The following is a 14,292-nucleotide window of genomic DNA, read 5'->3' on the forward strand; positions in this document are numbered from 1 at the left end:
ATCGCTTACCATTTTACTTGAAGCTGTCAGTCTTGAAAAGCTTCATGTCTTAAGTTCCTAATGTCAATCAAATATTTCTTGCTGCATGCGAATGTGCTCTATTGCGCAATCTTCTTTGATGGAGCAGTTTGATCAATGGAGGTACTGCGATGCATACTAACACAATGCGCAGTACTTGAACGACCACAACAAATGTTGAATCTTCATGAAGTACAGCGGCTGTTGTAGCCATCTCCGTAATACCGCCCGGCGCAAATGCAAGAACTGCTGTGACAAAGGTTATTCCAGTCAGCTTTGAAACAATAAAAGCGCAAATAAACAAGGAAAGAATTAAACCAATCGTGCTAAATAAAGCAACCGCCATTGTTTTTCCTAGCCCTGTAAACATCTTTTTATGAAATTTCGAGCCGATGCTTGCAGCGATGAAAACTTGCGCCGCTATGATCAAAATGTTCGGCCACCATGGAGTCAAGTTGTGGCCTGCAAATGATGAGCCGGCTGCTTGAATACTAGCAGCACCAAGCATTCCGCCAACGAGCCAAGGTGCAGGGAACTTCAGCAGCTTTCCAATGTAATACCCTGCCAATGCCCCTAGTGCCAATACTGCCGTCCAAATCATTTCGTCCATTTCCAAGCTAGGAAACATGAACGCTGATTGGTTGTTCGAAACTTCAAGCTTCTCAGAATGGACCGCAAATGAAGAAACAAGAAACGGGATCACAAGCACTACTAAAAATACCCGCATCGTTTGTATAATGCTGACGACACCAATGTTGCCCCCGACTTCTTCTGCTATGCCTGGTATAACAGACAAGCCCCCGGGCACCGTTCCGAACAAACTAGTCAATAAATCTGTATGACTGAACTTCCACAAAACGAGTCCAGACAGCAGCGAGAAAACAATGGACAAGAGAAGCATTGTCATGATGGACATCCAATGATCTCTAAAAATATCTATAACTGTCAAATTGATTTTTTGCCCTAATTCAATCGCCAAAATAAATTGCCCAGCATTCATCCAAAATCGGGGCAAAACATACTTGTCATCGGACGATGTTGAATTGGTATGGCTCCAAAATGAAAAAGCCCCTGCCATCACCAATGTTCCGAGCATCCAGCCGATGGAAAGGCCTGTTAGAGATAAAAGCAATCCTCCAATACTGCTGAATAAAATAAACGAAACATTGCGCAAGAAACCTTTCGTTCGTATCATTTCAATCCTTCTTTCTAAACAAAATATCTTGCGGCATTCGAACTTGCTACAAACATATTGTATACTTTTTTTAGATATAAATAAAATATCAATAATCTATGCATGATTATAAAAATTATTGATGGAAAAAGAGAGGTGATGACGATGGATGATCGAGACTGGCTTATTTTGAAAGTTCTCTACAACGAAAAAAACATTACAAAAGCTGCAAAAAATTTATATATTTCTCAACCAGCTTTAACAAACCGGCTTCAGCAAATTGAAAAGGAATTCGGTGTACAGATTGTTCATCGAGGAAGGCGGGGAGTTGAATTTACCCCGCAAGGAGAATATTTAGCGAAATGTGCGAATCAAATGCTGCTGAGAATACAAAAAATAAAAGAAAATGTTGTGAACATGGAGAACCGAGTAACCGGCACATTAAGATTAGGGGTTTCCAATTACTTTACAGATTATAAACTCCCCGGTCTTTTAAAGCTTTTTAAAAACGAGTATCCCGACATTGAATTTAAGGTCCTGACAGGCTCGAGCAGCGAGATAGCCCATTTGATCCACAGCCACGAAGTCCATGTCGCTTTCGTAAAAGGAGCTTACAGCTGGAACGATCAAAAACGATTACTATTTAAGGAATCCATTTGTATTGCTTCTAAAGACAAAATAGATCTCCGGGAGCTTCCAAATTTGCCGAGAATTGATTACCGGACGGATCCCTTGCTAAAAACGGCAGTGGACAATTGGTGGTTTGAGAATTACTCCCAACCACCATTGATCAGCATCGAAGTCGATAAAGCAGATACGTGCAAAAAAATGGTGTTGAACGGATTAGGTTACGCTATTTTGCCAAGCTTGATTTTAGATGATGCCGACGATATTTATAAAATCGATCTGAAATCGAAAAATGGGAAGCCCATTTTAAGAAAAACTTGGATGTTTTATCACAAGGAATCGATCCAACTGAAATTTGTGAAAGCGTTTGTCGAGTTTATGGAAAAGCTCGATTTTCAAAAAATTCCATAAAATGCTATGACACTCGTATAACCTTTTTCCTTACATATGTTGCTTGGAAAAAGGTTTTTCAAAATTTCCGCAAACGTAATTACGTTTGAAACCGTTCATAATGAATAATAGATTCCTTCCGAACCATTTCTTTTGCGGGCGGTTCCTTTTCAGGATAACCTAAACCTAATATTGCAACTACGCGGCGGTCTGATGGAATGTTTAAGGCTGTCCGGACAAAGTCTTCCCGTTTTTTTGATTCTTCTTGATCCTGTGAGTGATATATCGCACCAAAAGCAGCCCCTAAACCTAATTCAGTTGCAGTCAGCCATATAAAACCGCATGCGATCGAGGCGTCCTGCAGCCAATATTTGCTCACTTCCGGGCAGCCTGTAACGGCTATGGCCGCTTTCGCCTCTTTCAACCAAGAAACAAAAGGCGTGGCGTTTGCCAATTCATCAAGCTTTTCACGATTTGTTATAAGTATAAACTCCCTGGAAGGCAGATTGTTCCCAGAAGGGGCTAAATAAGCTGCTTCTAAAATTTGCTCCAACCGTTCATTTGGTATAGGCTGATCTAGAAACTTTGTCATTTCACGTCTTTTCTGTATAGCTTCAAAAACGTTCATGCACCTTCATCCTTCTTTCTATTTTTTCGCCTATTTTGCTTTCGTATGAATGTACCTTTTCATAAACGATTTTTTCCCTCTCCTGTTCAATACATGATATGGAATCATTATATCGATTCATATGTGTTTTCTGCAAGAAAAAAATACAGAGTGTTGCAATATATCTTTTTCAAAATTTTGAATAAATATACATATATGTGATCTATCCATCAAGGGCTTGACATGGATCCTCTGTAGCCATGATTCTTTAGCCAAGCGCCAGATTCAACAGTTTTGGCAAAACCAAAAAGGTTATCATGGCTCCTCCTCCATGTAAAGCCCCATTGCAAATCACTGCATAAGGATTTTGCAATTCTCTGCACTTTTATTTTGCAAAAAACATTCATATGGATCCACAAAAGAATCATTTTAGCCAAAACGTAGCTGATGATTGCATTGGCACTTTAGCGCATCTTTATGCCCCTACACATGAGATCATCATTTTTACAGTTGACCGAGATCTTTTGCAGCTCGTTGATGATGGAATCCGGGTGGCAATTTTAAAAAAGGGAATTATGAAATATTTGATCACAATAATTTTTATGGAAAAAAAGGAATCCTTCCAAAACAAATAATTGATCTGAAAGGATTAATGGGTGATTCTGCAGGCAATTATTTAGGTGTAAGAGGAATCGGAGAAACAACCGCTCTTAAGCTGCTTCAAAAATACGGTTCCACCGATCAAATTTTGCAAAATATCGACCAATTGACAAAAGGAATTCAAACGAAAATTCAACAAAATGTAAACATGTTGCATTTATCGAAAGCTTAGCTGCAATTAAATGCAATTTCACGATCAGCTGCAGTTTGGAAGAGGCTAGATGGCAATATGATCCAAAAAAAGTTGCAGCCAAATGTGATGAGCTGGAATTCAAACATTTTTCCCAGTTCTTTTCAAATTCAAGGTTTTAAAACTACTTTAATGCAATCATCTTGTTTGTTATGAAATATTTTATAACCGTGAGCAGCTTCCTCTAATGGGAGGGTATGTGTAATAATGTCGGTCGGATCAAACTCTTCATTTTTAATTTTTTCAAAAAGCTCCTGCATATAACCCCGCGCAGGGGCTTGGCCCATTTTCAAAGTAATGTTCCTGCTGAAAAATGGTCCTAATGGAAACAAATTATACAGACCGCCATAAACACCCGTTATTTGTACGGTCCCTCCTTTTTTGACCGCTTTCGTTGCAATTTGTATTGGGCCTATAGTACCTCCTTGCAATTTCAATTTCTGTTCAATGTACTCTAGAGGCGACTTTTTCCCATCCATTCCAACGCAGTCTATAACAACATCTGCTCCTCCATTCGTTGTTTCTTTCAGTATCTCGCCCATGTCATCGTAAGCTGTAAAATCAAACACCTCTGTTTTGTTTATTTTTTTTGCATGATTCAGCCTGTAGCCGATATAATCAACCGCAATCACCCTTTCTGCACCTTTCATCCAAGCAAATTTTTGCGCCATAAGGCCAACTGGTCCACATCCTAATACGATGACTGTGTCTCCTTTTTTTACCCCGGCATTTTCGACGCTCCAATAGGCTGTAGGCAATACATCGGACAAAAACAGCAATTTTTCATCTTCTAAATCACAATCCTCCGGGATGACAAATGGTGTATAATTTCCAAAAGGAACACGAAGGAAATCTGCTTGTCCTCCAGGGTAGTTGCCGAATTTTTCTGAATATCCGAAATAACCTCCCGAATCATAGTGAGGGTTCGAATTGTCACATTGGCTTTCTAAATGATGTTTGCAATAATAACAAGTACCGCACGCTACGGTAAAAGGAATTACAACTCGATCCCCTTTTTTGACTTTCGTTACTTCACGTCCGACTTCTTCCACAATGCCGATCGGTTCATGGCCAATTACATACCCTATGGGTAGTGGAAAATTTCCTTCGTATAAATGCAAATCAGAGCCACAAATGGCTGTGGATGTGATCTTGACAATAACGTCCTCGGGATCTTGGATGATGGGATCGTCAACGTTTTTTACCGCAACCATTTGTTTTCCCTGATATGTAACTGCTTTCATATTTTATTTCCTCCATCTTCATTTCATGATTATTATTTCGTCATTATAATTTGCCCGGCTAAAAAATGATATACGTATGAATTGTTTTATCTATCCATTAATTTACATTTCTCATCTGCACTAACTTTTAAAGTCAACGCTGCTTGGTGGATCCGGCATGTTGTTAAAAAGGATATTTTCGATATTCTTTTTGAATCGAAATCCATTTTGTCATCGTAAATTCTTCTACCACCCAAGGATTTCCAAATCTACCCATTCCGCTCGACTTTGTTCCGCCAAACGGAATTGTCGGGCTGTCGTTGACTGTTTGATCATTGATATGAGTCATTCCGCTTTCAATTTGAAGTCCTAGTTGTTCACCTTCACTTAAATCCTCTGTAAAAATCGCAGAGCTTAAACCATATTCTGTATTATTCGCCATTTCAATGGCATGATCGTCTGATTCCGCTTTAATGATCGTAGCAATTGGTGAAAATAACTCAGTTTGAGCAAGCTTGCTGTTGTTATCAACATCCACAAATACAGTCGGAGTTAAAATATTTCCGATACGCTTCCCTTCCAACGCAATTTTTGCTCCTTCTTTTTTTGCTTCATTTATAATATTTAAAGCTTTTTCAATTTGTGTTTCGTTTATAAGCGGTCCAATAATTGTTTTCGGGTCAGACGGGTCTCCGTAAGGCAACGATTTGGCTTTTTCCACAAATTTTTGTACAAATTCATCATATTTATTTTTATGGACAATAATTCTGTTTACAATCATACAAATTTGACCTTGATGTATAAACTTTCCAAAAATAGCTGCATCAACAGCACGGTCTACATTTGCATCTGCCAGAACAATGAACGGGTTATTTCCGCCTAGTTCAAGGGCAACCCTTTTCAGCATGCTGCCGGCAATTTTTCCGATATGCTTGCCAACTGGCGTTGAACCAGTAAAGCTAATAAGCTGTGAATGCGGAGAAGTGAGCATGTCATCGCCAATTTCATCAATATCCGTTAAAATACATTGAAAAACACCTTTTGGAAGTCCTGCATATTCAAATGCCCTCGCAATGATTGATCCTCCTGTCAAGGCTGTTTGAATATCAGGTTTATGAACGACACTGTTTCCAAGTGCAATAGCAGGAGCAATTGTCCGAATGGATAAATTCATCGGAAAATTAAAAGGCGAGATGGATGTTATAACTCCTAAAGGAAGACGATAAACACGATTCACTTTCCCCTTTACATCGGCTTCAATTTCCCTCACTTCATCTAATTTCTTGGCCATTTTCACAGCTTCTTCCACAAGCCCTACCGTCAAGTCAAGTTCAACGTTAGCCTTTATGAAGCTTCCGCCTGTTTCACGAGAGATCACTTTTATGATTTCGTCGCGATTTTTTTTGAAAAATTCCGCTGCTTTCCGCAGCACTTCTTCTCGCTCACAAGAAGACGTTTTTCCCCATTCTTTTTGAGCTTCTTTTGCGTTTAAAAAAGCTTGTTCAAGTTGCTGTGAGGTCGCTAGCCGAATCGTTTGAATGACAGTTCCATCATATGGATTCAAATTATCATATTTTCTTTCACTTAATCCTTCGACCCATTCACCATTTATATAATTTTTGTTCAATTCCTCAAAGCGCTCCATATAACTTACCCCTTTTTTAATTCATTTATTTGTGGGTAGTTTTTTACAGTTCGAACAAAATTATTCTTGCTAAAGGTCGGAAAGCAAATGACAGATGATCTGTAAATAAACATAGAAAAACCTAGTAATAGACTTTTAAACGATCATATATAATGGAAATCGAGTAGGAGGGGGTGACTAACCCGTGACTAACCCCCGACCTCTCACACCACCGTACGTACCGTTCGGTATACGGAGGTTCAATTAAGATGATTGACGCAAGTCTTTATAACTTCCGTGAATAGCTGTTCTCTTTATGCTGCCAGTGGTCACTCCACCCTCCAAGAGGTCTCCCACGGGATTCACCGCTTCCTTCCTCAAGTGAGGTACTACGTTTTCTGTGTTCATCATGACTCACTGAATGCCAAGGGCTATTCTCTCTTAATTGTTCGGTCCTTCTTAGTTGTTCTAGACCAACTAATACTATGACCTCTGCTGACTTCTGACTGTTCAGCTATCTATCACTAGATAGGTTACCAAGGTTACTTGGCGTGCCAGCCAGACCTCCCCGGGTAAGAGTGTAATCTTTCCTTCCATCCATCTGCTTCATTTACTCTGTATCACCTTCGGCAGAAAGGGCTTTGTTTTGTCTTGCAAACTCACCCAGTGATACCTAGCCTCATATGAAGTTCGTGTTCCGAGAGACCTTAAAGTTTGCCGCTCGCTTCCTTCAGATTCCGCGTCGCCACGGACACCCTTGCGTTAAGCTAACTGCTACTTCTGCCTTCGCAGCTCGGGACTTTCACCCTATAGATTACACCCATGCCGGGCGCACATGATAGAGTAGGGTAACCTCTTTCAAGGCTACCCCCTCATCAAACCGTACGTGCCCTATTAAGGCATACGGCTTACCAATGTGTTACAATTAATACGTCGCTAACCTTTGCGCATATTGCATTTTACGGACACGGTCAGGAGTGTAAAACTCTTGACCCTCTTCTTTCGCTCTTTGTTTACGTCTTTCGAGTTCTTTTCGTTGTTTTTCTTTCATACGTTGAATGTAATTTTCTAAAGTAAATCCATAAATTTTATGATAGTAATACCAATATGCTGGTATTAAACCTATCCTCGCAAAGAATTCATTATTCCATTTTGTTTTCATAAGATGTCCTTTTCTTTGATTTGGATGACTGTGTATCATGGCAACTCTTAACCTTTTTCGTATGTAACCATCTATCGCTAATAACTCTTTTCCAAATGCTTGAAAGAAGCAAGAACTTTTAAATCCAAATTGTGCATTTGCCTTAATTGCTTCATAGATCGTCAGAAAATAGTTTACCTTGCCTCGAATGATTGGATTAACCTGCCCAAGCCATTTCTCTTTGCTGAGTGTGAGTGTTTTCCTTGTCTTTGCTTTTATTTTCTGACGAAAATCTTTCCAAGTTGCATCTTTTGGTTTAGCGATATAGTATGGTTTACCATCCTTTTTGCGTTTTCGCCAATGTTCAAATGTAAACCCTATGAAGTCAAAATCGTCATTATTGAAATCTACAAATTTCGTTTTCTCCGATGAGAGTTCAAGACCGAGTTCCGCTAGTTTCTCTTTCGTGACTTCTGCAGCTTTCTTGATGTCTTCCTCTGTTTTAGCAAACACCAGGAAATCGTCTGCGTATCTGACAAATCGAAAATTGTGCTCAGCCCACATCCAATCAAGCTCATTTAGATAGATATTGGCAAGTAGTGGAGAAATGACACCCCCTTGGGGTGTTCCTGAAGCTGTTGCATGGTATTTTCCTTCCTCCATGTATCCAGCTTTTAACCATTTCCAAATCATGTCTAATACCGTTCCATCCGCAATGTATTTGTTTAACACTCTCATTAAGTTCTTATGCGGAATATTGTCGAAGAAGCCTTTGATATCTGCATCATAAATGTAGTTATATCCTTGTTCGATATTAGCCATGATTATTTGTAGGACGCGCTTCGCGCCTAGATTTGGTCTATAACCACATGACCATTTATGGAAAAAGCCATTTTCGAATTTCGGTTGTAGCACATCTACTAGAGCTTGTTGGACAATTCGGTCTTCAATGTTAGGGATTCCTAAAGGTCTAAGTTTGCCGTTCTTCTTTGGAATGTAATGTCTTCTTACTGGGGAAGGTTTATATTCTTTTCTTCTTAACTTTTGTAAAAGTGAGTTTAGATTCTCATCTAAGTTATATCGATAGCTGTCTATCGTTTCACCATCGATACCGCCAGACCCACCGTTCGCTTCTACCTTATCCCAGGCTGCTTTTAATTTCCTGTCAAAGAGAATTTGTCCATAAATACTATGCCATTTTAAAGTTAACGCACGGTTCATTGCATATTCCACACCTTTCATTGTGTACATTCAGTTCGTTTTTACCGCAGTATCGTTTCCTGTTCGCATTACACACCTTTACAGATGTAGAGCCACAAGGTCGTTCCCCTTCCGTTCATACTTGGTTTGGTCCAAATACTACTTCCGTACTATGGGAACGTCTGACTTCTCCATTCACATTCATCATTTCGGATTGCCCTTATAGATGGATGTCCCTAAGGTAGAATGGAGACCTCACGGGGTCATCGTACCTTCCTTATAAGCATACCCAGCACCATCACTTGATAAGCCATCTCTATTCAGCTGATTTATCGAACAGAGACCACTACTCTCAGTAGAGGACTTCCCATTATTTCCGCATGGTCGTCAACTTACCCTGCCGCTGTGCTTCACGCTTATGCATTTGGGTCTGCCTAACCGACTACGGGTCTCTCGACTTTCCGCATCTCCTTCAGACACCACCTCACGATGATGCCCTAGATTAGTCTTCACTGGTTGTATCAGCACTCCAGTGGAAGGACTTTCACCTTCGAGAAAAAAATGAGTCTTCCAGGTTATTCAGAGCCGTGTTTACCATAGGTATCGTGCTCCAGCCTTTAACGACTCATTCAGTGTAGAATCCCTACACAAAGTACGACTGCCCGTCGCACAGAAAAATGGGCTACCAACTGTTAAGGTAGCCCATTCTTTAACTTACTTATTATTTTCAGTTATTAAAAATTCATTTAAAGTTAATGAAACAATCCCGTTTCTCTCGACTTCTTCATTAATTGGTGTTTATACTTGTTCAAACGCGCTTTAAATAGGGTGCCCACAAGTAATGCCACTAGTCCAAATGTCGAAAGGATCGCTGCATCATGTTGTACTTTAGTCCAAACAATTCCTCCCACAGCTTCACGCATCAAGTTAATCGCATAGGTGAAAGGAAGGAAAGAATGAATGGATTGAAAGAATTCTGGTAATAAAACCACTGGATACGTTCCTCCAGCACCTGCGATTTGTAAAACAAGGAAAACAATAGCTAAAGCTTTTCCAATATCACCAAACACCGACACTAAAGTATAAACAATGGTGATAAACACAAAGCTCGATAAAAGCCCAAATAATATAAACCAAACTGGTTCTTGGACATTTACACCCAGTAGATACATATCACCTAATGTCACAATGATGGTTTGAATCATGCCAATCGTGACAAAGGTCAATAATCTGCCAAAGTAAATCTGTCTTTCTGTATACGGTTCTATGTGATGCGGATCGGTTGCCAATAAAGAAACCAATAATAATCCACCAACCCATATCGCCAATACGGTATAAAACGGTGTCATGCCTGTACCATAATTTTCAATAGGAAACAGTTTGTTTTGATTCAGCTTGACGGGTTCTTCAAAAAAGCTTTCCTTTGCTTCAGGATCGTTTTCTAATAGCTCGATAATTTCCTCTAAATCCGTTTCTCCTTGGATCTGACGGATCTCATCAGCCAGTTCATTTATTTTCGTATTAATATACGGATATTCCGCTAAAACACTCTCTAATAAATCTTTACCATATGCTAAATTAGTTGCGGTTCGATTTAATATGTTTTGTGCTTCTGGAATCGTATTTTGAACCTTGGTTAAAATGCTTTTCGCCGATTCTAATGAACTTTTTGCATGTTGAATTTCTTCTCTAACACGAGGTTCAATCGTTTCTTTATATTCGGTAATAAAAGCATCCAATCGCTCATTCGTGAATTGAGCCGTTTCTCGTAAGTTAGCCATCATATCTTCTAACTCTTGATTATGTTCCGCAATCATCTCATCAATTTGATTAAGTTGTTTTTGCAATTCTTGTAAGGTAGCTTTCATTGCTGCCAGTTCATTTAATGCATTTTCAATCTGTTCTTGATTATTCTCTTCTGATTGACCTGAATCTTCTCCCGAATCCTCACCAGATTCCTGTTCTTCTTGAATTTGTTGTAAAATTTCCTCTACTGTTTCAATAGATGTAACCGTACTATTAATTTGTTCATTCCAATTGTTCATTTGCTCGTTCATATCCAGTAAATCCATTGAAGATGGTTCAACGGATTCTAAAAACTCATTCGTATCTTGAATGGCCTGTTGGATGGTGTTCAAATCCTCGTTCACTCGTGGTGCTATCTCATCTAAACGTTCTTCTGCATCATTAATAAAATTCAAGGTCTCGTTTACTGTCGAAAGCCCTTGATTAGACGCTTCTTCTACGCGTGGAATAAGGTTAAGAGCATCATGGATCATGACCTCGGCGTTTTCAGCATCAGAGAGTGATTCGTCCAAAACCTCTTTTATTTCAGGTAACTTTTCTTCAATTGTAAAAACATAATCCTCGAATTGCCTTATATCAGGTAGAGAGCTTTGTAATTCATGGCCAAGTTGATTAAACATATCAAAAATTACGCCATTGACAGTTGAGATAAAGCTTGAGCTTATTTCCTCAACGATTGTGGTAGTTGCTTTATCGGTAATCTTCGGAGCAATCGCGTTAATTTTTTCATTCACATAATAATTAACTTCGGCTTTTGTGGGTTGATCATTAATCACAGTCCCCAATTTCTCAGAAAAGTCATCGGGAATCACAATGACGGCATAGTAGTCTCCATATTTTACTTTATCCATGGCTGTCTCTTCATCGACAAACTGCCAGTCCATTGAATCATTATCTTTTAGTTGTTCGACTAATTCATTTCCTACATGGATCTCTTCATCACGCACTGTAGACCCTGTATCATTATTGACAACACCGACTTTAATTTGATCCGTCTGTCCATATGGGTCCCAAGATGCTTTAATATTCATCCACGCATACAATGACGGAAGTATCATTAATCCACCAATTAAAATCGCGGCTACCCAGTTTGTTGAAATGTTTTTTAAGTCTTTCAAGTATAAATGCATACTGTTCTTCATATATTTCGCCTTCTCCTTGTAGTTAAAAATCCACATAAACATTATACCGAATTCGGCTAGTCACACTTAAATGTATTGCTTTGGGCTTAACATTATTGCATCTTATTTTTGCCCGAATTTCAATAATTTATTTTCTATAAAGATTTGTACTCAATACTTTAAAAGGAAAGAGGGTTTAACAATATTTTTGTAAATCATTACGGTTAATTAGGAATTTAAATTTACGAAGTGAGACCACAGGTTAGAAAATATATTATTTTCTTCCATGATATAAAGGCCTAATCCTATAAACACAATTGGAATAACCCATCGGCCGTATTTCTCAAGTGTTTCAGAAACATATCTGAATCTTGCTAGACGATATCCGATTAAACACCAGACCGCAACCATTATAAAGAAAGTAACAACTGTAATGACCAGTTGGTTGTTATTTAAAGTAGAAAAGAACGGAACATAAATTCCAATATTGTCTCCACCATTGGCAAATGTGATAAAGGCTACACTTAAATAGAACTTATTAAATTTATTTAAACTGGAAACAACAGCACCTTCATCTTCATCTTCACCCTTTATAAACAGTTTAACTCCTAAATAGATCGGGATTAGTCCTAATAAACCTACCCACTGATCAGGAATGAGTGTCACTCCAAATGTAGCTAAAAGACTAATCAAAACTAAAAGTGCAAAACCAAGATATTGGCCAATGACTATATCTCTAGGGTAAATACGATTTCCCTTTGGCTGCATGTTAACCGTTCGGCCATTACTTGCTTTAGCTTGTGAACTTGCCTGAGAGAACAACAACATCAAGACAAAAATATCATCGATATTGGTTACTATAAAAGACCCTAAAGCAGAGAGAATTGTTAAAATTAAATTCATAAAAAAACTCCTTTTTAAAATACTCCCTAATCGGAATAAAAGATATTTAGTTATGTTAGTTTGTTACACCTTCTATTATTTCCCCTTCATGTAATGATTTAGAATTTCACTTTGCATGATCCTATAACTAATAAATAGTATTTTAGGTGAAAATATTGAAAGTTATTATTCAAATATTTGTTTGAATATATTGTGCTTTTAGATTAAAATTATTAACGTAAAATGTCAACATTTAAATGTTGGTTTGAATGAAAATAAAAAGGGAGGTTGTAAAAATTGTCTGAAGCAAAAGCATTAGAGGCTGAAAAAAATGTTTACCGCGTTCAGGGGGTTACATGCGCAAATTGTGCAGGAAAATTCGAGAATAATGTAAAACAGCTTCCTGGAGTAGAGGATGCAAAAGTAAATTTTGGTGCATCTAAAATTGCTGTTTACGGTAATGCAACAATTGAAGAACTAGAAAAAGCCGGTGCATTCGAGAACTTTAAAGTGACTCCTGAAAAATCTGCTCGCCAAGTTTCACAAGAGGGAAAAGAAGATATGAAAGAAGATAAAGTGCCGTTTTATAAAAAGCATAGTACGCTACTTTATGCTTCCTTATTGATCGCCTTCGGTTACCTTTCCTCGTCTGTGAATGGAGAAGAGAACATTGTTACTACCTTATTGTTTTTAGCGTCCATATTAATCGGAGGATTATCACTTTTTAAAGTCGGTTTGAAAAACTTACTACGCTTTGAGTTTGACATGAAAACCCTTATGACAGTAGCTGTTATAGGTGGTGCTATTATTGGAGAATGGGCAGAAGTTGCCATTGTTGTTATTCTCTTTGCGATTAGTGAAGCACTTGAGCGATTCTCTATGGACAGAGCAAGACAATCGATTCGTTCATTAATGGATATCGCTACTAAAGAGGCACTCGTTAGACGTAATTGACAAGAAATAATGATTCATGTCGATGATATTGCTGTTGGGGATATTATGATTGTAAAACCAGGTCAAAAGATTGCGATGGATGGTGTAGTCGTAAGTGGCTACTCTGCAGTCAACCAAGCAGCTATTACCGGTGAATCAGTCCCTGTTGAGAAAACAGTTGATGATGAAGTATTTGCAGGTACATTAAATGAAGAAGGATTACTTGAAGTAAAAATAACGAAACTTGTAGAAGATACAACGATTTCTAAAATTATTCATCTTGTAGAGGAAGCACAAGGAGAACGTGCTCCTTCGCAAGCATTTGTCGATAAATTTGCAAAATATTACACACCGATCATTATGATCATTGCAGCATTAGTTGTTATAGTCCCTTTATTCTTTGATGGCAGTTGGGAAACATGGGTTTATCAAGGATTAGCTGTTCTTGTTGTTGGTTGTCCTTGTGCGTTGGTCATATCGACTCCAATTTCTATTGTTTCAGCGATAGGGAATGCTGCGAAAAAAGGTGTCCTTGTAAAAGGCGGAGTGTATTTAGAAGAAATTAGTGCCTTAAAGGCTATTGCATTTGATAAAACAGGTACCTTAACAAAAGGGGTTCCAGCTGTAACTGATTATAATGTGTTGAACAAACATATATTACATATTGGTATCCGCATGGGACAAAAATGCTTTCAT

At 38.5% G+C, this 14,292-nt stretch carries 10 protein-coding genes and 1 pseudogene; 4 read left to right on the forward strand and 7 right to left on the reverse strand.

Annotated elements, in window-relative coordinates:
* Positions 1-67: 67 nt before the first annotated feature.
* Positions 68-1,213 (reverse strand): AbrB family transcriptional regulator, encoded by a 1,146-nt coding sequence (locus tag NSQ44_RS09855; protein ID WP_340856929.1) that lies wholly within the window; start codon positions 1,211-1,213, stop codon positions 68-70.
* A 144-nt stretch (positions 1,214-1,357) separates the two neighbouring features.
* On the opposite strand from NSQ44_RS09855, the gene NSQ44_RS09860 reads away from it, so the two are divergent.
* Positions 1,358-2,230 carry a LysR family transcriptional regulator gene (locus NSQ44_RS09860; RefSeq protein ID WP_340856932.1) on the forward strand — a complete coding sequence of 291 codons (873 nt, stop codon included), beginning with the start codon at positions 1,358-1,360 and terminating at the stop codon, positions 2,228-2,230.
* 79 nt (positions 2,231-2,309) lie between these two features.
* Here NSQ44_RS09860 and NSQ44_RS09865 read toward each other — a convergent pair whose 3' ends face one another.
* On the reverse strand, positions 2,310-2,837 hold the full coding sequence (locus NSQ44_RS09865; protein WP_063387794.1) for a nitroreductase family protein: 528 nt from the start codon (positions 2,835-2,837) through the stop codon (positions 2,310-2,312).
* A gap of 386 nt (positions 2,838-3,223) precedes the next feature.
* On the opposite strand from NSQ44_RS09865, the gene NSQ44_RS09870 reads away from it, so the two are divergent.
* Together NSQ44_RS09870 and NSQ44_RS09875 are read left to right on the forward strand one after the other, a co-directional pair.
* Positions 3,224-3,451: a hypothetical protein gene (locus NSQ44_RS09870; protein ID WP_340856934.1), complete on the forward strand. Its 228-nt coding sequence runs from the start codon at positions 3,224-3,226 to the stop codon at positions 3,449-3,451.
* A gap of 17 nt (positions 3,452-3,468) precedes the next feature.
* A complete protein-coding gene (locus NSQ44_RS09875) occupies positions 3,469-3,648 on the forward strand; it encodes a 5'-3' exonuclease H3TH domain-containing protein (RefSeq protein WP_063387792.1) in 180 nt (59 codons plus the stop codon).
* A gap of 128 nt (positions 3,649-3,776) precedes the next feature.
* Here NSQ44_RS09875 and NSQ44_RS09880 read toward each other — a convergent pair whose 3' ends face one another.
* The 5 genes from NSQ44_RS09880 to NSQ44_RS09900 all read right to left on the reverse strand — a co-directional run bounded on the left by NSQ44_RS09880 (position 3,777) and on the right by NSQ44_RS09900 (position 12,684).
* Positions 3,777-4,910, reverse strand: coding sequence for a zinc-dependent alcohol dehydrogenase (locus NSQ44_RS09880; RefSeq protein WP_063387791.1), 1,134 nt, complete (start codon positions 4,908-4,910; stop codon positions 3,777-3,779).
* Positions 4,911-5,073: 163 nt separating this feature from the next.
* Complete coding sequence (locus NSQ44_RS09885) at positions 5,074-6,534, reverse strand: aldehyde dehydrogenase family protein (RefSeq protein ID WP_340856938.1); 1,461 nt, start codon at positions 6,532-6,534, stop codon at positions 5,074-5,076.
* 904 nt (positions 6,535-7,438) lie between these two features.
* Positions 7,439-8,896, reverse strand: a complete 1,458-nt coding sequence (gene ltrA, locus NSQ44_RS09890; protein WP_232515578.1) for a group II intron reverse transcriptase/maturase — start codon at positions 8,894-8,896, stop codon at positions 7,439-7,441.
* Between the two features lie 710 nt (positions 8,897-9,606).
* The gene (locus tag NSQ44_RS09895; RefSeq protein ID WP_340856940.1) at positions 9,607-11,802 is read right to left on the reverse strand and encodes a YhgE/Pip domain-containing protein; all 2,196 of its coding nucleotides are present in this window, start codon (positions 11,800-11,802) and stop codon (positions 9,607-9,609) included.
* A 207-nt stretch (positions 11,803-12,009) separates the two neighbouring features.
* A complete protein-coding gene (locus NSQ44_RS09900; RefSeq protein ID WP_340856943.1) occupies positions 12,010-12,684 on the reverse strand; it encodes a CadD family cadmium resistance transporter in 675 nt (224 codons plus the stop codon).
* A 276-nt stretch (positions 12,685-12,960) separates the two neighbouring features.
* Between NSQ44_RS09900 and NSQ44_RS09905 the strand changes: the two are divergent.
* Positions 12,961-14,253, forward strand: a pseudogene (locus NSQ44_RS09905) (heavy metal translocating P-type ATPase); the annotation flags it as partial.
* Positions 14,254-14,292: the final 39 nt, after the last annotated feature.

It is taken from the genome of Aeribacillus sp. FSL M8-0254, from assembly GCF_038008845.1.
Lineage (GTDB): Bacteria > Bacillota > Bacilli > Bacillales > Aeribacillaceae > Aeribacillus > Aeribacillus composti.